The following is a 20,583-nucleotide window of genomic DNA, read 5'->3' as shown; positions in this document are numbered from 1 at the left end:
GCGAAAGCTCTAGGCCCTACGCTCAATTCGTCAAGACGCCTGTGGGCTGATCGACTGGTGCAGGCAGATGGAATCAGTCAGCGTTTCAGGTGGATGGTGATCCGGCGCTCGATCCATTCAACGCCATGGCGCAATATCTCGACCATGACGAGGTAGACGACGGCGACCCAGATATACGCCTGAATGTCGAAGGAGTTGGCGAAGGCGAGCTTTGCGTTGCCCATCAGGTCGTAGACGGTGATGATGGCGACGATGGCCGAAGCCTTGATCATCAGGATGAGTTCGTTGCCATAAGGCCGCAAGGCGACAATCAATGCCTGCGGCAGGATGATCTTGCGCAGCGTCTGCAATTTGTGCAGGCCAAGGGAAGCAGCACCTTCCCACTGGCCCCTGGGCACGCTCTCGATGGCGCCGCGCAGGATTTCGGCCTGGTAGGCGGCGGTGTTGAGCGCAAAGGCAAAGACGCCGCAGTTGAATGCGTCCTTGAAAAAATCCCAAAGTGTGAATCGGGCGAGAGTCAGCCCATCGCTGAAGACCGGAAGGTAGATACCGAATTCGCTGAGTTGCGGCCGGAAAGAGCCGACGCCGTAATAGACGAGAAAAGTCTGTACCAGCAGCGGCGTGCCACGGAAAAAGTAGACATAGCAATAGGCGAGGCCGGACAGGATCCGGTTGCTGGACATGCGGCCGTAAGCGACGGGAACCGACAGTATCGCACCAATCACCATCGCTATGGCGACCAGCGACAGGGTGACCCCAAGCCCTTTCAGATAGGCCGGCGCATACTTGGCAAAGAAGGCGGGATTCCAGGCAAGAACCAGATAGGCAACGATGCCCAGCCCGAAGGCTATCCACATGCAGACGAGCGCATAGCCAGCGATGCGGGGACGCGGCCAGCCCCGCGCCCGGGGCGGTGGCCGTTCGACCATGGTGGCGGTGGCGCTCATCGTTGTGCCTCCCGCCGACCGAGTGAGCGCAGGATCGCGCTGGTGGCGAAGGACGACACGATTGCCAGGCCAAGAAAGACCAGGGCCGCCACACTGTAAAACATGAACGAGTGCTTGGTGACGCGAGCCGCCACACCGGCATTGCGCAACGTCTCGGCGAGACCGACGACCGACACGAGCGACGTGTCCTTGAGCAGACTAAGCCAGCAGTTTTCGAGCCCGGGAAATGCGATGCGGAGCAGCTGCGGCAAGATCACCTTGCGCATGGTCAGCCAGTTGGAAAGGCCGATGGCATAGCCACCCTCATACTGGCCTTTCGGTATGGCGCGGAAGGCCGACAGGAAAACCTCGCTGGCATAGGACGAGAAGATCAGCGCAAGCACTATCATGCCGGCGACGAAGCTGTTGACATCGATGGTCGCTTCGGGCCGGAAATATCGGATGAGGTGCTGCAGCAGAATTGGCATGCCGAAGAAAAACAGGAAAAGCGTCACCAGTTCCGGCAGGCCACGGAAGACCGTGGTGTAGATGTTGGCGGCAAGGCGCAGCGAAGGTTCTTCGGACTGTTTGGCCAGTGCTATGAAAAAACCGATCGTCAGCCCAATCGGCAGTGTAGCGAGCGCAAGCGCCACGGTGACCAGTGCGCCATAAGCGATATCATCAAGCCAGCCATCGGGTCCCCAACTGAGAAGTGTCCATAAGCTCTGGGCTGGCATTGACTGGTCTTGTCTCCACGGCGATCACAGAAGACCGGAAGGCGGCGGGAGACCCCCGCCGCCTTTGTCATATTATCAGGATTCGGCGCCGAAGACGTCGAACTTGAAGTACTTGTCGTTGATTTCCTTGTACTTTCCGTTGGCGCGAATAGCATCGATGGCCGCATTGAACTTGTTGACGAGATCGGTCTCGCCCTTGCGTACGGCAATGCCGGCGCCCGGTCCGAAGATGTCGACCGGTTGCGGCGACGGCTGGCCGAGAATCTTGCAGCATGCGCCATCAGGCGAATCCAGCCACTGCTGAAGCACAACAATATCGTCCTCGATGGCGTCGAGACGACCATTGGCAAGATCGGCCTGCTCCTCGGGGCTACTCGGATAGCCCTTGATGGTGCTGTCGGTGTAAGTCTTCGAGGCATAGTTGAAATGCGTGGTCGTGGTGGCGACACCAATGGTCTTGCCGGCGAGATCTGCCTTGGTCACGCCTTTCAGCGTGCTGTCTTTAGGCACGGCCAGGGCCGACGGCGTGTTGTAATATTTGTTGGTGAAGTCGACCTTCTCCTTGCGCTCCGGCGTGATCGACATCGAGGCGACGATGGCGTCGAACTTGCCGGCCTGGAGAGCGGGGATGATGCCGTCCCAATCCTGGGCGACGAAGGTGCACTTGACCTTCATCTGGTCACAAAGCGCCTTGGCGATGTCGATGTCGAAACCGACGAGCTGGCCATCGGCGGTGAGGTTGTTGAAGGGTGGGTAGGCGCCTTCGGTGCCGATCCTCAGGGTCTTTTCCTGGGCCTGGGCTACGCCGAGCGTCAGCAGCGCAGCCGATGCGGCAAGCGCGATACGCAGTGCAATACGCATGATAGTCCTCTCTTTACGGTCCCGGCCGTCGTTCCTAACGGCTCTGTGGGGCGGTGCTTTTGACCGCCCGCTGGCGCGATACTCCCACTCTTTCCAAGAAAAAAGCAACTGCAAAACCACAAAAATGGGCAAGACTATTCTGCCGCTGCGTTAGCTCTCAAGCAACAAGCCCGGTGGCCCGCTCAATGAAGTCGGCTATTGATTCGACGTCGTTGAGATCGAACACCGGCAGGGGCTCGCGTTCGGCCGCAAAATCGGCGGCGACGGCGACGATGTTCGGATCACCTGCCGAAAGCGGCGTGCGGTCCTTCGCCTCCAGCCGGCGGGTTTCGATCTTGGGATGGGCTTCGCGCTTGTAGCCTTCGACCAGCACCAGATCGCAAGGGGCGAGCCGTGACAGAACCGCCTCCAGCGTCGGCTCATCCTCACCGCGCAGTTCGTGCATCAGCGCCCAACGATTGCCGGACACGATCGCGACTTCGGTGGCGCCGGCCTGCCTGTGGCGGAAGCTGTCGGCGCCCGGCCTGTCGATGTCGAAGTCATGATGGGCGTGTTTCACCGTCGACACCTTCCAGCCGCGCCGGACAAGTTCGGTGACCAGCTTTTCGGTCAGTGTCGTCTTGCCGGAATTCTTCCAGCCGGTGATGCCGAAGACGCGTCTGTTCATGGCTTCATGCTTTGCAACAGACGTTCGGCCTGAACAAGATCGTCAGGCTCGTTTATGTTGAAGAAAGGGTCGACTGGTTGGCCTGCGGATTGCGGAACCGGAAATTCCACCTCGACAAAATCATCTCGGTCGATGAAGGCCGAAACCCGCCTGATATCCTCATCGACCAGAAAGTGCCGCAAGGCGCCGCGACAGTCCATCGGCCACAGCGCGAAGGTCGGGTGCCGCTTGCCGGCCGAGCAAGCCACGGCAATCGAACCGGAACGTTGATCGGCGGCGGCCGCCAGCCGTTCGACAAGATCCAGCGGCAGGAAGGGCGTGTCGCCAGCAGCGGTGACGATCGCCGTGCAAGCCGTGTTGGCGGCTGCCCATTCGAGGCCGGTCAGGATTCCGGCAAGCGGTCCGGCAAAGCCCGTGACGGTGTCGGCAAGCACCGGCAGTCCAAAGCGGGAGAACCGCGACGGATCGCCGTTGGCGCTGAGCGCCAGACGGTCGATCTGTGGGCCAAAGCGCGACACGACCTGGTCAAGCACACAACCGCCGCCAAGCGGCAACAGGCTTTTGTCGCCACCGCCCATTCGTCTTGACTGGCCGCCGGCCAGAATGATCCCCGCAACATCTCGCTTCATGCCATCGAGCCTGTACGCCAGCCGTCGGAAATCACAAGAGCCTGCTAGATTCCATCCGGGACCATGGTTGGCCCGGTGCTTTCGGCGACGATCTTCCGCCGGCCGACGACCCGCTCACGGTAGAGCGCATAGAGGCCGGAGCCGATGATGATCGTGGCGCCGACGATCATCGGCAGATCGGGAATGTCGGCGAAGACGAACAGGCCAAGCAGGATCGACCAGATCAGGGCGGTGTAGCGGAACGGCGCGATGAAGGAGATGTCGCCCGCCCGCATCGCCATGATGATGAACTGGTAGCCGATGAGCACCAGCACAGCGGCCAGCGCCAGCAGGGCCGTGCTGTTCCCCGTCATCGGCGTCCAGCCACCCATCGGCGACAGCAGCGCGGCGCCCAGGATTGTCATGGCAAGCGCGGTGGCGGTCGACACCAGCAGCGTCGGAATGGCCTTGGGAATCCGCTTGGTGGCGAGATCGCGTACCGCACAACAGGCAACGCAGGCCAGCGCCACCAGCGAGTAGACGCTGAACCCCTCAAAACCTGGCCGCACGATGACCAGCACACCGGCAAATCCGATGGCGATGGCCAGCCAGCGCCGCCAACCAACGCCCTCATTGAAGACCAGTGCCGCGCCCATCGTCACCGCGAGCGGCAGCGCCTGGAGGACAGCCGAGACACTGGCGATCGGCAAATGGGCGAGCGCGATCAGGAAAGTCACCGTGCCGCCGGCTTCGCCGAGGACGCGCAGCGCCACCATTGGCTCCAGCATCGAGCGTAGCCGGACCAGAGCACCGCGCTGCCAGGCAAGCGAGGCGACGAACAGGGTCGCAAACGCTCCTCTGATCAGCATGACTTGTGCCATGTTCATCGATTGCGAAGAGTATTTGGTGATGGCGTCGTTAAGGGTGAAGCCGGCCATCGCCACCACCATGAACAACGCGCCGCGAAGATTTGGAGAGAGGGGCAAGATGACTACCGGCTTTGCTTTGCAGCAAACCTGTAGCAGTCGGGCATGAAACAGCAACAGCAAAGGGCTGGGCCACAGGATCGTCCGTGGCCCAGACTATCGCCGGCAACAGCGGCAGACCTTATTTCTTCGGTGTAAGCACCTCGGTGCCGTTGCCTTCCTTGCCGGCGATCGTCCACAGGCCGTGCAGCGAACCGTCGTCCATCACCTTGTAGACGACGAGGCCGATGTCCTTGTCCATGACATAGCCGGCGGAGAAGGCGTCATCGTTGCGCATGCAGATGCCGTCGGAAGATGAGCCGCCCGTCTCCCAGTGGATTGTGCAGGTCGTCCCGCTGGTCAGCGTGATGGTGGCTTCGCCGCCATAAGCCGAGCCGTCGAAGTTGGTGCCGGCGACGGTATAGGTGCCGCCGATCGACTGGGCCGAGGCGGGCAAGGCCATGATGCCGAGCAATGAAAGAGCAAGAACGAGTTTGCGCATGTCTTAATCCCCCACGGAGCGAAAATCGCGATGTGCAGGCTAGGGCGCAACAAGCCAACGGTAAATCCGGCCGGCGCCTGCGCTCAGCAATATTGTCGTTGTGTGGCGGAAATGCTCACCGTGCCTTGAGGCTGCCGGCGATGGCGCCGACAAGCGGATCGTATTTCGATTTCGCGGCGGGCGGATATTCGATCCAGACCGTGCGGATGACGCCATCCCGGCCGAACAGGCGTCGCTCGTAGAAAATGTTCCCATCCTTCAAGCCCGACAGCACCGCCCAGTCCTTGCTGGCCTTGCTGTAGGTGACCTTGTAGCCAGGTTCACTACTGGCTTTCTCGGCCGCCACGAAACCCTTGGGCGTGTCATCGTCGATGTTGAGGATGCCCGAGCAGATCAGGCTGGCGCCATCGGCACTCAGCCATTGCTGGCCGTCGCCATTGTCCGGCTCAGGCTGGCGGTCGGTGAAGATGTCGTCGGGAAAGGTGCAGACTGTGCCGAAGCGTTCATTCACATAGGTGAATGGCGCGGCAACGACGTTGGTCGCTGCAATTGTTGCGATAACCGCCAGAAATGAGGAACGACTCAGCATATCTCGCCTCGAAGCCAATGACCCGGAGGCGATCCTGCATGAATTTTGCGAAAAGATCAGCCGCCGGTGACGCTCATATGCCGCGAAACGGAAGGGCGGCTGGTGCGGCGGTCGATGATGAAGTCATGGCCTTTGGGCTTGCGGCCGATCGCTTCGTCTATTGCCGCGGCGACCAGTTCATTGCCTTCGGACGCACGCAAGGGCGCGCGCAGGTCGGCGGCGTCCTCCTGGCCGAGGCACATATAGAGCGTGCCGGTGCAGGTCAGCCGGACGCGGTTGCAGCTTTCGCAGAAATTATGCGTCATCGGCGTGATGAAGCCGAGCCGTCCGCCGGTCTCGGCGACATGCACGTAGCGAGCCGGGCCGCCGGTCTTGAAGGGAATGTCGGTCAGCGTGAACTGGCGTTCCAGCGACGCGCGCAGCAGCGACAGCGGCAGGTATTGATCGGTGCGGTCGCCCTCGATCTCGCCCATCGGCATGGTTTCGATGACCGTCAGGTCCATGCCGCGGCCATGCGCCCAGCGCATCATCTCTGGCAGTTCGACGTCGTTGAAATCCCTCAATGCCACAGCGTTGAGCTTGACCTTCAGCCCGGCAGCCTGTGCGGCATCGATGCCTTGCATGACCTTGTCGAGATGGCCCCAGCGGGTTATCTTGTGGAACTTGTCGGCATCGAGCGTGTCGAGCGAGACGTTGATGCGCTTGACCCCGCAATCGGCAAGCTCGGCGGCGAAGCGCGACAGCTGCGAGCCGTTGGTGGTCAGCGTCAATTCTTCCAGCGCGCCGCTGTCGAGATGCCGCGACAGCTGGCGCACGAGGTGCATGATGTTCTTGCGAACCAGCGGCTCGCCGCCGGTGAGGCGCAATTTCCTGACGCCTTTTTCGATGAAGACCGTGCACAGCCGGTCGAGTTCTTCCAGCGACAGCAGGTCCTTCTTCGGCAGGAAGGCCATGTCCTCGGCCATGCAATAGGTGCAACGGAAATCGCAGCGGTCTGTGACCGACACTCTGAGATAGCTGATCGTGCGACCAAAAGGATCGATCATGTTCATGCTGCAAGCAATTCCCGTGGCCGTGAGCGGCATCGTTATATACCGCTATGTGATACGATCCGGCCGGCCATTCAAGATACCGCGTCTCGATCTTTGGTAACATTCCCTGGCCGACATCGCATGTCGGCTCACCTCAAATGGCCTTTTCCCTTCTGGCGAAGCAGCGTAGGGAAGGGTGGATTGCTACGGGATCGAACACCATGACCGCACCCAGGGAACTCCGCGTCTCGAAGGACCGCAAACTGCTGTCCGTCACCTTTCCAGATCATCGGCCGTTCGAACTGCCGGCGGAGCTGTTGCGTGTCGCTTCGCCATCGGCCGAAGTGCAGGGCCATTCGCCGGACCAGCGGGTGACGGTTCCCGGCAAGCGCAATGTGGCGATCCTGAAGATCGAGCCGGTCGGCAACTACGCAGTGCGCATCACCTTCGATGATTTCCACGATACCGGCATCTTCACCTGGAATTACCTGCACACGCTCGGCCACGAGAAGGACGAGCGCTGGAATGCCTATCTCGCCGAGCTTGCGGAAAAAGGCTTGAGCCGGGACCGCTAGATTGATCCCGTCGCTGTCGTCAAAACGTCATCGAAGTGGGGTAGCGCCGGCAAAGGTTTGGAGACGAAGACAATGTCCGTCATCACCATGGTCGAGCAGCTCGAGGCGCTCTATGGCGTTCCGGGCGAAGCCTCACTGGTCAAGGAACTCGACCACGTCATTCCGGAATACGCCGCCTTCATCGAGGCCTCGCCGTTCGTCGCGCTGGCAACCAGTGGACCGGAGGGGCTGGACTGTTCGCCGCGCGGCGATCTCGCCGGCTTCGTGCGCATCGTCGATCCGAAAACGCTGATGATGCCGGACCGTCGCGGCAACAACCGCGCCGACTCGCTCAGGAACATCATCCGCGATCCGCGCGTCGGTCTTTTGTTTCTCGTGCCGGGTTCCGGCACGACGCTGCGCATCAACGGCCGCGCCCATATCACGACGGATACAACGCTGTGCGCGTCATTCAGCGTGGACGGCAAGGCGGCGCGCTCGGTTACCGTCGTCGATGTCGATTCGGTCTATTTCCAATGCGCCCGCGCCATTGTCCGCTCCGAGCTCTGGAACCCGGCGAGGCATGTCGACCCCAAGTCGCTGCCGACGCCCGGACAGATTCTGGAAGTCACCAGCCGCAAGAACATCGACGGCGAAACCTACGACAAGGAATGGCCGGAGCGGGCGAAGAAGACGATGTGGTAAGCTCAGGGCTGAAAGGGCGGCTAGGCGTCTTTCAGCACATCATAAATCTTGCGCATCTGCTCGCCGATCATGTCGCACTGTTCCGGTGTCGACTGGCTCATCGCCTTCTCGATCAACGCCATATGCACTTTCAGCGCCTGCATCAGCAGCGCCCCGCCGGCCTCGGTCAGGGCAAGCCGCAGGATGCGCTTGTCCTTCTCGTCGCCTTCGCGGCGCAGCAGGCCACGCGCCTCCAGCTGCGGCAAGAGCATGGTGATGTTGGAGCGGCCGACGAGCAGCTTGCGGGCAAGGTCGTGCTGCGACATGCCGGGGTGGCGATAGAGGTTCATCAGCACGTCGAGCTGCGCCGGCTTCAGGTCGAGCGGCGCGAGTTTTGTCGCCAGCGTGCGCTCAAGCACATGGCAGGCGCGCGCCACCGCGACCCAGTTGCGAAAACGTGGGTTGTCCCAAGGTAACTCTTGTTTATTGTTCATCTTTGAACTATTATGTTCATGCTTGAACGTATGGATGGATTCTCACTATGGCATCAATCGGGCTGAAGGTCATCCGGGGCGTGTTTGGTGCGGCCGAACGTATTGCCCCGCGCCTGACCGGGCGCGCGGCTTTCGAACTGTTCTGCCGTACGCCGAACGTGAAGGCACTCAGCGATGGCGAGCGCCGCGCCGTCGACCGCGCGGCCGAGTTCATGACCGAGGCGCGCCATCACCGGCTGAAGACGGCGACCGGCTGCGTCATGGTGCACGAATTCCGTCCGGAGCCGGGCAGGACGGCCGCCGGCACGGTGCTTGTCGTCCATGGCTGGCGTTCGCGCACCGAATATATGCGTGCGCTGATCGAAGGCTATCGCGCCGCCGGCTACAGGGTGGTTTCGCTTGACCTGCCGGGCCACGGCCAGTCGCAGGGCCGACGGCTGAACATGGTCAACGCCGTGGATGCAATGCGGGTTGCCGGCGAATGGTTCGGCCCGTTCGTGGCGGCGGTCGGCCATTCCTTCGGTGGCGCCGTCGCCGCCAATGCCATTGCCGGTTCGGTCAAGAACATCCCGCCGCTGGTGGCCGGACGCCTGGTGCTGATCGCAGCGCCCAGTTCCCTGCCGGCGATCTTCGCCGACTTCAGCCGCATGCTCAATGTCGGCCCGCGCTCGCAGGCCGCCATGGCGGACCGTGTCGAACATCTTTCCGGCCGGCCGCTGCATGAATTCACCGGCGACCGCCAGCTCGCCCATGCGCCGGTGCCGACCTTGGTCATCCACGCACCGGACGACCGTGAAGTTCCGGCCGATCATGCAACACGCTATGCCGGCGCCGGCGGCCATGTGCGGGTTTACTGGGCCGATGGGCTCGGTCACCGCCGCATTCTGGCAGACAAGGGCGTGGTCGGACGCGCGGTCGGCTTTGTGGCGGAGCATCGGGAGCCGTCGCTGCTGCATTGAGCGGCGATCGAAGCTATTTCTTCTCGCCCGGATCGACCGGCAATCCGGCGGCCTTCCAGGCGGTGTAGCCGCCAAGGATGTGCTTGACCGGCGACAGGCCCATATCCTGTGCCGTCTTGGTGGCCAGCGCCGAACGCCAGCCGCCGGCGCAGAAGAAGACGAAGCTCTTTCCCGAAGCGAAGAACGGCTTGTGATAGGGGCTTTCGGGGTCGATCCAGAATTCCAGCATGCCGCGGGTGACATGCTTGGCGCCGGGAACCCTGCCGTCGCGTTCGACCTCGCGCGGATCGCGCAGGTCGACGAAGATGGTGTCTTCATCGTCAAGCAGCCCGGCCGCTTCCTCCGGCGACACCACCTCGATCTCGGCGTTCGCCTCATCCAGCAGTTCGCGATACCCCTTTTTCACAGGCTTGTCCTCCCGACCGCGCATTTGGCTGGCTGTCTAAGCAGACATTCGTGGGATGCCCCACGAAGTCTGCTTAGATTCCCTTGTTTTTCGCAGGTTCTGATCGCAAAACCGTGGGACACTTTTGCGGAACCTGCTTAGATTTGCAGCACAATGGCCGGCGTTTGTCACGCTCTGTCCGTGCCGGCCATCGTGCGCCACGCCGCCATCGCGCCGGCCACGGTTGCCAGAAGAGCCGAATGCGAGGCGCCGTCGCGGGCCTGGATCGACATGCCGTGCTGAACCGTGGCGTAGAAGGTGGCAGCAGCGCTGCAGTCCAAGCTCGCCGGCAGTTCGCCTTCGGCAACGCCGCGTTCGAGACGCTTCCGCAGGGCGGCATGATTCTCGGCGCGACGGCGGCGCAGATCGTCGCAGATGGCGCCGCGACTGGAGTCCTGGTGCAGCGCGCCGAGCGTTATCAGGCAGCCCTGCGGGCGATCGGTCTGCGCATAGGCTTTCGCCGTCAGGCATAAAAATTGTTCGATCGCCAGCCGCGCGGTCGGTGCTTCCTCAAGCGCCAGCCAGATGTCGGCACCCTCGGTGCGCGAATAAAAATCCGTCGCCTCAAGGAACAGTGCCTCCTTGCTGCCGAAGGCGGCGTAGAGGCTGGGCGAGTTGATGCCCATGGCGGCGGTCAGGTCACTCATCGATGCGCCTTCGTAACCGCGGGCCCAAAAAACCTCCATCGCGCAGCGCAGGGCTGCGGTTCGATCGAAGGTGCGGGGGCGGCCTCGTTCCGACATGACGCTCTTTTCTGTGTCGATCGATACATAAATCAGTTGACGCAGCCGGGCAAGGCTGACAGTTATTTATGTATCGATCATTACACAAATGGAGAAACAAATGTCATCCAGCAGCTTGAACGGCAAGGCCGCACTCGTCACCGGCGGCAGTCGCGGCATCGGTGCGGCGATTGCGCGAAGGCTGGCGGCCGATGGCGCCAGTGTCGCGCTGACGTATGTGCATGGCGAGGAGCAGGCCCGCTCGGTTGTTGCCGAGATAGAGGCCAAGGGTGGGCGCGCCATCGCCATCAAGGCCGACAACCGCGATGCCGTGGCGATAGACAAGGCCGTCGATGACGCCGTGACCGCATTCGGTCGGCTCGACATCCTGGTCAACAGCGCCGGCATCTGGCGCGCCGCACCCATCGACACCCTGTCGCTCGCCGATTTCGACGAGACCATGTCGGTCAATCTCAGAGCCCCGTTCATCGCCTCGAAGGCGGCGACCGCGCATATGGGCGAGGGCGGCAGGATCATCTCGATCGGCAGCAATCTTGCCGAGCGGGTGACCGACACCAGTCTTGGCGCCTATTCGGCCAGCAAGGCGGCGCTGGTCGGCCTGACCAAGGCGCTGGCGCGCGACCTCGGCCCGCGCGGCATCACCGCCAATGTCGTTCACCCCGGTTCGACCGATACCGACATGAACCCGGCTGATGGCCCGCATGCCGAGCACCAGCGCCAGAAGATGGCGACGCCGCGCTTTGGCAAGGCCGAGGACATCGCCGGCATGGTCGCCTGGCTCGCAGGTCCGGAAGGCCGCTTTGTCACCGGCGCGGCACTGACCATCGACGGCGGCGCCAACGCCTGATCCGCATTGGATTTCCCCGGCTGGAGCGGAGACATCCGCTCCAGCCGTCACGATGTTGTGAAACCGTTCTGCAACAGGCGTTCGGAAATTTATGAAAGCTTAACGAAATCAGTATGAATCAGTATAGTCGCGCCTTACATCCGCCATGCGGTGCGCGAGATCGTCTAGCGGTGCGGAACGGGAGCCGGTTACAACCGGAGCGGGTTATCCATGAAATTCCTCGGAAAAAAAGCAACCGTGATGCCGCTGATGGCGATCACGGCGACGCTCGCTTTCGGCGTGCCCCAGGCCGGCGCGCAGGGGCTCTTCGAAATGCTTTTCGGCGGCGGCATCAGGCATGAGCCGCAAGGCGAGTTTCCGCCCCCACCACCCAAGCACAAGCCGAAAGCACCGGGTGGCGGCGGTGGCGGTGTGAAAATCAGCGGCCCGTCCTACTACACCTACAAGGCCGATCGGCTGGTGCGCATCGACTTTTCGGCGCTGGCCGCGGCACCACTGCCGGCGGCCGCGCAGGACGCCGCTTTCGTGCCGTCAGCCACGGGCGCTGCTTTTCGTGAAGCGGTTGCCGGCTTGAGCGACTACGAACTCTATGCCGAGCCGGACATCGCCAAGGCGCTGATCGCCTACTACTCGGCCAATCCGGATTTCATCTGGGTGACCGGAACCAGCCTCAACAGCCGCGCGCAGGATGCGGTGCGGGTGCTCGGCGAGGCAGCGAGCTACGGCCTTGAACCCGCCGACTACACGGTCGACGTGCCCGCCGCCAGCGCGTCACCGGCCGACGCCAATGCGCAACTGAAAGAGCTCGTCCGCTTCGAGATGGCGCTGTCGGCACGCGTGCTGCGTTATGCCCATGATGCCCAGAACGGCCGCGTCGAGCCCAACCGCATGACCGGCTACTATGATTTCCCGGCCAAGCCGCTCGACTTGCAAGGTGTGCTGAAAACGCTGGCGCATACCCAGGAAGTGCGCACCTATCTCGAATCGCGGCATCCGCAGAATGCGGAATACCAGGCGCTGCGCGTCGAACTGGAATCCCTGCAGGCCAGTGCCGAGAACGAAATTGTCGTCGACCCCAAGCTGCTGCTGAAGCCGGGCGAAACCAGCCCCGAGCTGCCGAAGCTGCTGACCCTGATCGCACGCAATCTCGATGACGAGATGGGCGGCGCCTATGGCGAGATCCTGTCACGGCTGGCGACCAGCGAGGTCTATGTTCCCGAACTGGTGCCGCTAATCAAGGCTGTGCAGCAGAAAGAGGGCATGAAGGGTGACGGCGTCATCGGTCCGCGCACTGTTGCCCTGTTGGCTGGAACGTCCAAAGCCGACCGGCTGCTCAAGGTAGAGGTGGCGCTGGAGGAATTGCGCTGGCTGCCCTCCGATCTCGGCAGCCCGCGGGTCTTCATCAACCAGCCTGCCTTCACCGCGAGCTATATCGACAATGGCGAGGAAAAACTGAAGACGCGCGTTGTCGTCGGCCGGGTCACCAACCAGACTGCTTTCTTTTTCGACCAGATCAAGCAGGTCGACTTCCATCCCTATTGGGGCGTGCCGCAGTCGATCATCGTCAACGAGATGCTGCCCAGATTGCGCAGCGATCCCGGCTATCTCGACCGGGCCGGCTACGAGGTGACCGACTCGCGCGGCAAGCGCATCCCTTCGTCGGCGGTCAACTGGGGCGCTTACGGCGCCAACATTCCCTACAGTGTGCGCCAGCAGCCGAGCGAGGCCAATGCGCTGGGCGAGCTGAAGATCCTGTTCCCCAACAAGCATGCGATCTACATGCATGACACGCCGCAGAAATCGTTCTTCAAGCAAGACATGCGTGCGCTCAGCCATGGCTGTGTGCGGCTGCAGGATCCGCGCGGCATGGCGGCGGCGGTGCTCGGCACCTCGGTCGACTATATCGCCGAGAAGCTGAAGCACGGACATTCGACCGAGGATGTGACGCGCAAGATCCCGGTCTATGTCGCCTATCTCACCGCCTGGCCTGATATGTCCGGCAAGGTTGAGTATTTCGGCGACGTCTACGATCGCGACTCGCGGCTGAAGCAGGCATTGGACGCCACCGAGGCGGTTCGCTCACCGTCGAGTTGAGCAAGGGCCCTCGGTTTTTAACGCTCCAACAGCGGTCGCCGAAAACCGGCGTCCCGCCCGGCGATCAGCCAATAGACCGATCCGGCGACAAGGCCGGCAGCGGCGATGATGCCGATGTCGGCCCAGCGCTCGGGGTCCATGTCCTCCGCTGAACTTGGCCAGATCAGGAAGAAACCGCCGGCGGCGGCCGCGGCACCGAATACCATGTGCAGCAGGACATTGCGCAGCGAGAAGAGCTCGGCAATCAGCGCGAAGATGAGCGTCTGCAGTGCGGTCACGACAATGGTCAGGAAATAGATGAACATGCCGAGCGGCGGCACCACCAAGGCCGCGATCGGCGTGACACCCATGACGTCGAAATAGGCGGGCGCGTTGGGCAAGGAACTGAGCGCGGCGTAGATCGCCACGACGGCGATCAAGCCGACCAGGACCGACACAAGGTAGCCGGCCAATATCATCAATATGCGCTTCAGCACATGCTTCGCCGTCGCCATGCCCATCCCCCATGCGGCGCCCAACCGCAACAATCAATCAGCCATCAAAGCGAGACTGACGCAAGGGGAGGCGCCCTCTGGCAAGGTTTCGCGGAGAGTGGCTGTTCAGGCGCCGCCGCACATGTGCTGCGAATCGGGCAGCGCCCGCGATCCTTTGATGGCGAGATCGATGCCGTAGTAGACGCGGCCGCGCTCATCGTCCTTGGGGCAATCCCTGGGAATCGAGATCAGGCACATCACGGCAGCGTCGCCGACCTTCGACGCGGCCAGGCCAGGCTCGCGATCATAGGAGACGGCGGTGCCGCCATTGGTGAATGTCGCGGCACTGCCTGCCTCGGGACTGGCCGTTGCCAGCGGATCGTCGCCAAGCCGCGTCGTCAGCGTTTCGATATGGGTGGACGCGCATTGCCCGATTGCCGAGGGCAGGGGCTGGTCAGCCCCGTTCGGGTTGTGCGCGGCGGCTTCCAGCGCCTTTTTGCCGATCAAGGCGGTGTTGTAATCCTGCACCCATGACGGCCCATTGCCATAGGTCTGCAGCGCGTTGTTCAGCGCGCTGACGATGCAGGCGGTATCGCTCTTGCAGGTATTGCGGTCGGCAATCAGCCCGCGGGCGATCATGCGTTTGTCGCCACCGAACGCCGGCTCGAAATCCTTGAACGCCCTGGAAACCAGCAGATCGATGGCCGACAGCTGCGGATCGGCGCAAATCGCCTTTTCCGCCGGCAAACTCGCCTTGCCGCAGTCGAAGGACGGCCCGTCGGCCCGCGCCGGAGCGGTCCCAAGGATGCCGCCGGCCAGGATGATGGCGAGCACAAGCAGGCGATAGGTTCGAACGGAAGATCGCATCAGTGCCCCAAGCCAACGGCATTGCCCAAGGCGCAGCCCACGCCCTGGCTTCGACATCATACGCCAAGAATGGACAATTTTAGGCGAGAGCCCGCTGGCCAATGAGAATGCGCGAGAACGGGTCGGCGCATTCGCGTCGGGCACGACGCCTGCAGCCGTCCTATTTTGGCTCGGCGGTCACGGGATCGTAGGGATTTCGACCTTCGCCTTGTCCGATGTGTAGTAGGTGACGACGTAGGCGCCGCTGTCCCAGTCGACCTCCTTCACATAGCGAAAGCCGTCGCGCTGTTCGACCTTGGCGAGGATCTCCGACAGCTTCTTGGCATTGGGCGGCGGCAGCCGGCTCTCATCCGCGGCAAGGGCCGGCCCGCCGGCGAGAAGAACGGCGACGCTTGTCGCCAGCAGAAATCTGGACATGGCTTTCCCTCAACTTTCGTCGGACAGAAACTCGCTGCCATGCCGGTTTGTTCCGCAGCTGGAATGCATGACGATTTTAGGTCTGTCGGAAGCGCAGGCAGCTACCGTTTGCAGGCCGGCTGAATATCGACGGATCTTAGTCCACCGGTTTGCGGGCTGCCCGGTGCTTTCCATCCCGAACTGCGCGTTTCATCCAGGCTTTTTGCTGGATGATCCCGAGACACCGGCGACGGACGCTGGAGAGGTCGGTCGTTTCATTTCAGTGTGACCAGGTCTATACTCCACGTGGGACAGGCCAGATCGATGGACCGTAAGCTTTCTGCCATTCTCGCTGCCGATGTTGTGGGCTATTCCGCCCAGATGGAACGCGACGAGGCCGGCACGTTCGAGCGCCTTCGTGCTCGACGCAAGGAACTGTTCGAGCCTGAGATTGCCCGCCACCACGGCCACATCTTCAAGCTGATGGGCGATGGACTGCTGGCCGAATTCGGCAGCGTCGTGGACGCGGTCGAATGTGCCGTGTCGTTGCAGCACGCCCTGGCGGAACGCAACGCCGCCGTTTCCGAGGATCATCGGATTCGCGTCAGGATCGGGATCAATCTCGGCGAGGTGATTGTCGAGGGCGAGGACCGATATGGCGAGGGCGTCAACGTCGCTGCCAGGCTCCAACAACTAGCGGAACCTGGCGGCATCTGTGTCTCGGCAAAGGTCGCAAAAGAGGTTGAGAAGAAGTTGGCTTTCGGCTTTGAGCCGATGGGCCAACAGAAGCTGAAGAACATCGCCGAACCGGTGCAGGCGTACCGGGTGCTGCTCGATCCCACGGTGGCGGGAAAGCCCATGGCTGTCAATCGACACCCACGCTTCAGGCGCAATCTGGCCGTCGCTATTGGGGTCCTTGTTGTCGCAGTCGGCCTTGCAGCAGCGTGGTGGCGACCGTGGGAGCCACCGCTTCCGCCCACCGCTCTGACGGCCAATGCGAAAGCCGACACCCGGCCATCCCTCGTCGTGCTTCCATTTGACAATCTCAGCGACGACAAGGCGCAAGGTTATCTGGCTGACGGTTTCACCGAGGACCTGACCACAGAACTTGCACGCGTGCCCGGCCTGTTCGTCGTATCGCGAAACGCGGCTTCCACCTACAAGGACAAGGAGACTAAACCCGCTGAGGTCGCCGCAGCGCTTGGTGTCCGGTACATACTGGAGGGCTCGATACGTCGGGTCGGCGACGACATGCGTATCAACGCGCAATTGATCGACGGCTCGACCACCGGTCATCTCTGGGCAGAACGTTTCGACGGCCAGTGGACGGATGTGTTTGCGCTGCAGGACAAGGTCGTCGTCAGCATCGCAGGCGCGCTCAAGCTCCGTCTCGTCAGCGGCCAAGGCAAGGCAGATGTCGCGGGCGGCACGCGCAATCCTGCAGCCTACGAAGCTTACCTCCAGGGCATGGAAATCTACAATCGTCGCAATACTCCAGACGAGTTTGCGCAGGCAGTGAGGTTTTTCCAGCAAGCGCTGGAACTCGATCCGAATTTCGGCGCGGCGGCAGCCTCGCTCGCATGGGCCTATTGGGACATGGACGGGCCGCGGGTCAAAGCTTTAGCCTTTTCGGAATCTGTGGCGTTTTACAACGTCTACAAGTACCTGGGGGAGGCGGCCAAGCATCCTTCGCCGTCCTACTATCAGCTCGTCGCCAGTTTGCTGGTTCGCGAGCACCGGTCCGACGAGGCAGTCGCGGTTATGTTCAAGGCAGTGGCGCTCGACCCGAGCGATCCCCTGAACTATGTCGGGCTGGCAGAAGCCCTGAATTTCAATGGCAGGCCGAACGAGGCGCGCGACTATCTCGTCGCGGCCAACCGTGTCGACCCAGGCGGCAATGACCATCGGTACTACCAGGCTGGGCTGGCTGAATTTGGCCAGGGTCGTTTCGAGGAAGCTGTCGACTACCTTGAAAGGATCGATCTCCAATCGCCCGATCCATGGCCGAAATTCTACGGCCTGCAGGTGTTGGTTTCGGCCTACGCACATCTCGGGCGCAGTGACCAGGTCGCGGCCTATAGTGACAGGCTAAGGAACGTCATGTTGGAACGAAAGGATGGAGGGGCAAATCAGCTGGTCACGCAGAGGTATTTTGTGTTCAAGAACCCGGCTGACATCGGGCGTCTGCTGGACGGCCTGGACAAGGCCGGTTTGCCGGAGTTGCCGGAAGGGGTCGATCTGGATGCAAAGGACCGGCTTACCGGTTCGGAGATCAGGTCGCTCATCCTCGGTCGTGACCTGCGCGGGGGAGGCGCATGGATAGATAAAGGAACCAGCTGGGTGCAGCAGAACTTCCTGTGCGACGCCTTTCCGAAAGTTCAGACAACCTGCGGCGCGATCTTCCGCAATCCTGCCGGGACGCCGGAGCGACGCAACGAGTATACGGCAGTCTTCCGTTTCGATCGTTTTGAGTTTTCGACCGTCAAATAAGACCACCCGGGACCTGCCGGAGAATATTAGCTGTGGCCAATGCACAAGTGAGCCTTTGGGCTCCGGTCGCGCCGGCCCACGCCCGAAGTTCCCCAGCCCCCAAGGTTAAGTCCGGCGCGACCTTCTGGTTGTCTGCGGCCTGTTGTGCCCACGGGCAGGGCGAGCGCACTATGGCGCAAGTCGGTCCCATTGCCGACTTTCCCGCACCCAATATTACTGTGAAGGATGATCTTGCTTTGAGGGCAACCACCGCCCACAACACAAAGGCTTCAATGGTTTTTATGCGGCCAGTTGGTCTCTGCCGGGCCGCATACGGTCAGCCGTCACTCCGGCAACCCCGCGATCCGCATGTGTCCGATCCAGCGCTCGAGGGGTCCGGGGGCGGTCCAATTCTTCTCCCACTGCTTGCGTTGTTTGCTGATGGAGTCGCCGGGCGAGTCTTTGAGGAAAACCGCAAGCGCTTCCTTTGCCTCCCGCTGGTTTCCCAGACAAGCGTAGATCCCCGCAAGCATTCGGTGTGCGCCGATCGGGATTGGGGACATTTTCCGCATCGCCGTTAGCGCAGCCCCGCAATCGTTCTTTTCATAGAGCGCCCAGCCCATGTCCCAGTTGTACCAGTCGGGGTAGAAGGGATCGATGCCTTTGGCCTGCTCGATCCGATCGATCGCTTCGTCGGTGCGGCCGGCAAAGAGCAGAGGGGCCGCACTGCCCTCGAGGATATTCGAGGCGCTGGGGTTCAGGGCGATCGCCTGATCGAACTGCGCAATGGCCTGCTCGATCTCGCCGGCTTCACTATGGATTTGGGCGCGGATTTGATGCGCGTTGGCATCGTCCGGAGCGAGCAGGATGGCCTTGTCGGCGTACTCTGCGGCCCTCTTCAACGCCTCGTCGGGGTTGTTTTCCTGCTTGTGCCAGAATACCGAGTCAAAGCGATAGGACCAGGCCAGCCCGATATAGCCGAATTGGGAGTTCGGATCCGCTTCAATCGCCTTGAGGCTGAACTGCCGCAGCAGTTCGTTCCCCGCGGCAGAAAAATCCTTTTTGTTCGCGGCAGACCCCATCAGGAGATAACTGAGCGCGCTAACCCGGGCGGCGTCGCTCTGTGGCAAGGGTCGCTCGATCCTTTGCCCGACCCGAGCCGCAAGCGTGCGGATGATCTCCTCCTGGACGACGAAAAGATCGCCGATCTCCCGGTTGTAGGTATTGGCCCAGACATGCGATCCGTCATGCGCATTCAGCAACTGGGCGGTCACTTTCAGCCGGTCTCCGGCCTTCTGCTGGCTGCCTTCGAGCAGGTAGTCGACGCCGAGTTCTTCGCCAATCTGCCTGATGTCAACCGGCTTACCGCGGTACCTGAAGCTCGAGTTCCGGGCGATGACGGCATAAGTCTTGCTCCGCGCCAGCTCGGTGACGATCCCCTCGGCAACGGCATCGCTGAGATATCCTTTGTCCGCACCGGCACTCATGTCGTCGAAGGGAAGGATAGCAATCCTGGGCATGTCGCTCGAACGAACGGGAGCGGCTCGCCATATTTCCGCGCCGTAGTATGCGCCGATCGCTGCCGCAACGAGAACGACTGCGACCAGAATGAAGCCGCGCTGCGAGAATCGTGTCTTGGCACGTGCCGTGCCGGCGTTTGGGTCCGCCGCGTCGGATGGATCGGTATTCAGCCGATAGCCTCTCTTTGGGAGGGTTTCCACGATCACGTGCGCGTCGTCGCCCAACGCACGGCGAATATCGGCAATGCATTGAGTGAGGCTGTCTTCGGTCACGAAGGTATCGGGCCAAACCGCCTGCATCAGCGCATCCTTGGACACGATTTCGCCCGGTCGCGAAGCGAGCACGGAGAGCACCTCGGCGGACTGGCTGCGAAGAGTGACCGCTTTGCCTTCGACGGTTCGGAGTTCTTTGCTTTTCGTCAGGAAGACAAAACCGCGAAACGTGATCGTTTCAGCAGATTTCGCCTCAATTTCAGGAGCCGTTCGGGACATTTCACCCTCCTGGCGCGCTTCCTAGCCTAGCCAATTCGGCCTTCGGCCTTCGCTTCCAAGCGATCCTAGCAGCACCGGATTGGAAAGAAGGATAACATGAAACGCACCAAGCTCATCATCGCTCTCGCTCTTCTTTTGGCAGCGCAAACGGCTGCGGAAGCGGATTCCCGCATCGCGAAACTCTGCGGCTCTGACCATGTCAACGAGGCCGCCTCAAGGGATGACGTGCGTCCCAACCCCGGCGGTTATTATGTCGCCAGCCTTAAGTCGATGGATGACCGCGCCATGTTCACCGCCATCGCTGTCACAATCCATCTGACCAACCAGGGGAAGCTAATCAGGCTCCCCCACGTGAAACCCATGACTTCCATGGCCGAATGCAGAGCTTGGACCCATCAACAGGAGTTCATGCCCGCACTCCCCGACTATCTCGCCACCTTCCATTACTGCGATTACGCATCAGTGGCTAACGTACGAAGCGGTCAGCGACCTGTCAGGCAAATGGCCGGTGAGACGAGTGCTCGATGAAGCCCGTCCCCACTGGCAACATAGCTGCAAAACAGAAAATTCCATGCGGCTGGGCCGATGATAGCCAAATCACCATCGACGAGTGGGTGAAACGCTTCGCGCCGAAGCGCGTCGACCCCGGCTCGAACTAAC

At 61.7% G+C, this 20,583-nt stretch carries 24 protein-coding genes; 8 read left to right on the top strand and 16 right to left on the bottom strand.

What is annotated here, in order from left to right; translation table 11 throughout:
• Nucleotides 1–77: 77 nt before the first annotated feature.
• The 9 genes from B5V02_RS33320 to moaA form a co-directional block, all read right to left on the bottom strand.
• The gene (locus B5V02_RS33320) at nucleotides 78–947 is read right to left on the bottom strand and encodes an ABC transporter permease (RefSeq protein ID WP_111548221.1); all 870 of its coding nucleotides are present in this window, start codon (nucleotides 945–947) and stop codon (nucleotides 78–80) included.
• Nucleotides 944–1,663, bottom strand: coding sequence for an ABC transporter permease (locus tag B5V02_RS33315; RefSeq protein WP_111548220.1), 720 nt, complete (start codon nucleotides 1,661–1,663; stop codon nucleotides 944–946). Before B5V02_RS33315 ends, B5V02_RS33320 begins: the two co-directional genes overlap by 4 nt.
• Nucleotides 1,664–1,738: 75 nt before the next feature.
• The gene (locus tag B5V02_RS33310) at nucleotides 1,739–2,524 is read right to left on the bottom strand and encodes an ABC transporter substrate-binding protein (protein WP_111548219.1); all 786 of its coding nucleotides are present in this window, start codon (nucleotides 2,522–2,524) and stop codon (nucleotides 1,739–1,741) included.
• 157 nt (nucleotides 2,525–2,681) lie between these two features.
• A complete protein-coding gene (gene mobB, locus B5V02_RS33305) occupies nucleotides 2,682–3,191 on the bottom strand; it encodes a molybdopterin-guanine dinucleotide biosynthesis protein B (RefSeq protein ID WP_111548218.1) in 510 nt (169 codons plus the stop codon).
• Complete coding sequence (gene mobA / locus B5V02_RS33300; RefSeq protein ID WP_111548217.1) at nucleotides 3,188–3,820, bottom strand: molybdenum cofactor guanylyltransferase MobA; 633 nt, start codon at nucleotides 3,818–3,820, stop codon at nucleotides 3,188–3,190. The genes mobB and mobA overlap by 4 nt, the downstream gene beginning before the upstream one ends.
• A 44-nt stretch (nucleotides 3,821–3,864) precedes the next feature.
• Nucleotides 3,865–4,785 (bottom strand): DMT family transporter, encoded by a 921-nt coding sequence (locus B5V02_RS33295; protein ID WP_111548256.1) that lies wholly within the window; start codon nucleotides 4,783–4,785, stop codon nucleotides 3,865–3,867.
• A 121-nt stretch (nucleotides 4,786–4,906) separates the two neighbouring features.
• Complete coding sequence (locus B5V02_RS33290; protein WP_111548216.1) at nucleotides 4,907–5,266, bottom strand: hypothetical protein; 360 nt, start codon at nucleotides 5,264–5,266, stop codon at nucleotides 4,907–4,909.
• A 115-nt stretch (nucleotides 5,267–5,381) separates the two neighbouring features.
• Nucleotides 5,382–5,855: a hypothetical protein gene (locus B5V02_RS33285; protein ID WP_111548215.1), complete on the bottom strand. Its 474-nt coding sequence runs from the start codon at nucleotides 5,853–5,855 to the stop codon at nucleotides 5,382–5,384.
• A gap of 56 nt (nucleotides 5,856–5,911) precedes the next feature.
• Nucleotides 5,912–6,907, bottom strand: coding sequence for a GTP 3',8-cyclase MoaA (gene moaA / locus B5V02_RS33280; RefSeq protein WP_111548214.1), 996 nt, complete (start codon nucleotides 6,905–6,907; stop codon nucleotides 5,912–5,914).
• A gap of 200 nt (nucleotides 6,908–7,107) precedes the next feature.
• On the opposite strand from moaA, the gene B5V02_RS33275 reads away from it, so the two are divergent.
• Both B5V02_RS33275 and B5V02_RS33270 read left to right on the top strand, forming a co-directional pair.
• Nucleotides 7,108–7,461, top strand: coding sequence for a gamma-butyrobetaine hydroxylase family protein (locus B5V02_RS33275; RefSeq protein WP_095091538.1), 354 nt, complete (start codon nucleotides 7,108–7,110; stop codon nucleotides 7,459–7,461).
• Between the two features lie 72 nt (nucleotides 7,462–7,533).
• Nucleotides 7,534–8,145, top strand: coding sequence for a pyridoxamine 5'-phosphate oxidase family protein (locus B5V02_RS33270; protein WP_111548213.1), 612 nt, complete (start codon nucleotides 7,534–7,536; stop codon nucleotides 8,143–8,145).
• 20 nt (nucleotides 8,146–8,165) lie between these two features.
• On the opposite strand, the gene B5V02_RS33265 is transcribed toward B5V02_RS33270, so the two are convergent.
• Nucleotides 8,166–8,618: a MarR family winged helix-turn-helix transcriptional regulator gene (locus B5V02_RS33265; protein ID WP_111548212.1), complete on the bottom strand. Its 453-nt coding sequence runs from the start codon at nucleotides 8,616–8,618 to the stop codon at nucleotides 8,166–8,168.
• Nucleotides 8,619–8,665: 47 nt separating this feature from the next.
• Between B5V02_RS33265 and B5V02_RS33260 the strand changes: the two genes are divergently transcribed.
• The gene (locus B5V02_RS33260; RefSeq protein ID WP_111548211.1) at nucleotides 8,666–9,577 is read left to right on the top strand and encodes an alpha/beta hydrolase; all 912 of its coding nucleotides are present in this window, start codon (nucleotides 8,666–8,668) and stop codon (nucleotides 9,575–9,577) included.
• Between the two features lie 13 nt (nucleotides 9,578–9,590).
• Here the strand turns inward: B5V02_RS33260 and B5V02_RS33255 are convergent, their stop codons facing one another.
• Nucleotides 9,591–9,983 carry a rhodanese-like domain-containing protein gene (locus B5V02_RS33255; RefSeq protein ID WP_111548255.1) on the bottom strand — a complete coding sequence of 131 codons (393 nt, stop codon included), beginning with the start codon at nucleotides 9,981–9,983 and terminating at the stop codon, nucleotides 9,591–9,593.
• A 167-nt stretch (nucleotides 9,984–10,150) separates the two neighbouring features.
• Nucleotides 10,151–10,765, bottom strand: coding sequence for a TetR/AcrR family transcriptional regulator (locus tag B5V02_RS33250; RefSeq protein WP_111548210.1), 615 nt, complete (start codon nucleotides 10,763–10,765; stop codon nucleotides 10,151–10,153).
• Nucleotides 10,766–10,865: 100 nt separating this feature from the next.
• On the opposite strand from B5V02_RS33250, the gene B5V02_RS33245 reads away from it, so the two are divergent.
• Both B5V02_RS33245 and B5V02_RS33240 read left to right on the top strand, forming a co-directional pair.
• On the top strand, nucleotides 10,866–11,612 hold the full coding sequence (locus B5V02_RS33245) for a 3-oxoacyl-ACP reductase family protein (protein WP_111548209.1): 747 nt from the start codon (nucleotides 10,866–10,868) through the stop codon (nucleotides 11,610–11,612).
• A 210-nt stretch (nucleotides 11,613–11,822) separates the two neighbouring features.
• The gene (locus B5V02_RS33240; protein WP_111548208.1) at nucleotides 11,823–13,706 is read left to right on the top strand and encodes a L,D-transpeptidase family protein; all 1,884 of its coding nucleotides are present in this window, start codon (nucleotides 11,823–11,825) and stop codon (nucleotides 13,704–13,706) included.
• A 17-nt stretch (nucleotides 13,707–13,723) separates the two neighbouring features.
• Here the strand turns inward: B5V02_RS33240 and B5V02_RS33235 are convergent, their stop codons facing one another.
• From B5V02_RS33235 to B5V02_RS33225, 3 genes are all read right to left on the bottom strand, one after another.
• Nucleotides 13,724–14,206: a hypothetical protein gene (locus tag B5V02_RS33235; RefSeq protein WP_167458777.1), complete on the bottom strand. Its 483-nt coding sequence runs from the start codon at nucleotides 14,204–14,206 to the stop codon at nucleotides 13,724–13,726.
• Between the two features lie 99 nt (nucleotides 14,207–14,305).
• Complete coding sequence (locus B5V02_RS33230) at nucleotides 14,306–15,046, bottom strand: lysozyme inhibitor LprI family protein (protein ID WP_245446349.1); 741 nt, start codon at nucleotides 15,044–15,046, stop codon at nucleotides 14,306–14,308.
• A 177-nt stretch (nucleotides 15,047–15,223) separates the two neighbouring features.
• Nucleotides 15,224–15,463 (bottom strand): PepSY domain-containing protein, encoded by a 240-nt coding sequence (locus B5V02_RS33225; RefSeq protein WP_245446348.1) that lies wholly within the window; start codon nucleotides 15,461–15,463, stop codon nucleotides 15,224–15,226.
• A gap of 303 nt (nucleotides 15,464–15,766) precedes the next feature.
• Between B5V02_RS33225 and B5V02_RS33220 the strand changes: the two genes are divergently transcribed.
• Nucleotides 15,767–17,932 (top strand): adenylate/guanylate cyclase domain-containing protein, encoded by a 2,166-nt coding sequence (locus tag B5V02_RS33220; RefSeq protein ID WP_111548253.1) that lies wholly within the window; start codon nucleotides 15,767–15,769, stop codon nucleotides 17,930–17,932.
• 323 nt (nucleotides 17,933–18,255) lie between these two features.
• Here B5V02_RS33220 and B5V02_RS33215 read toward each other — a convergent pair whose 3' ends face one another.
• Nucleotides 18,256–19,923, bottom strand: a complete 1,668-nt coding sequence (locus B5V02_RS33215) for a winged helix-turn-helix domain-containing tetratricopeptide repeat protein (protein WP_111548206.1) — start codon at nucleotides 19,921–19,923, stop codon at nucleotides 18,256–18,258.
• A 96-nt stretch (nucleotides 19,924–20,019) separates the two neighbouring features.
• Here B5V02_RS33215 and B5V02_RS33210 point away from each other — a divergent pair, with 96 nt between their 5' ends.
• Nucleotides 20,020–20,451 carry a hypothetical protein gene (locus B5V02_RS33210; protein WP_111548205.1) on the top strand — a complete coding sequence of 144 codons (432 nt, stop codon included), beginning with the start codon at nucleotides 20,020–20,022 and terminating at the stop codon, nucleotides 20,449–20,451.
• A complete protein-coding gene (locus B5V02_RS42335) occupies nucleotides 20,448–20,582 on the top strand; it encodes a hypothetical protein (protein WP_281005005.1) in 135 nt (44 codons plus the stop codon). The genes B5V02_RS33210 and B5V02_RS42335 overlap by 4 nt, the downstream gene beginning before the upstream one ends.
• Nucleotide 20,583: the final 1 nt, after the last annotated feature.

The sequence above is a fragment of the Mesorhizobium kowhaii genome (assembly GCF_003253745.1).
GTDB lineage: Bacteria > Pseudomonadota > Alphaproteobacteria > Rhizobiales > Rhizobiaceae > Mesorhizobium > Mesorhizobium kowhaii.
The sequence above is the reverse complement of the archived record's forward strand: the minus strand, read 5'-3'. Positions and strand labels throughout refer to the sequence as shown.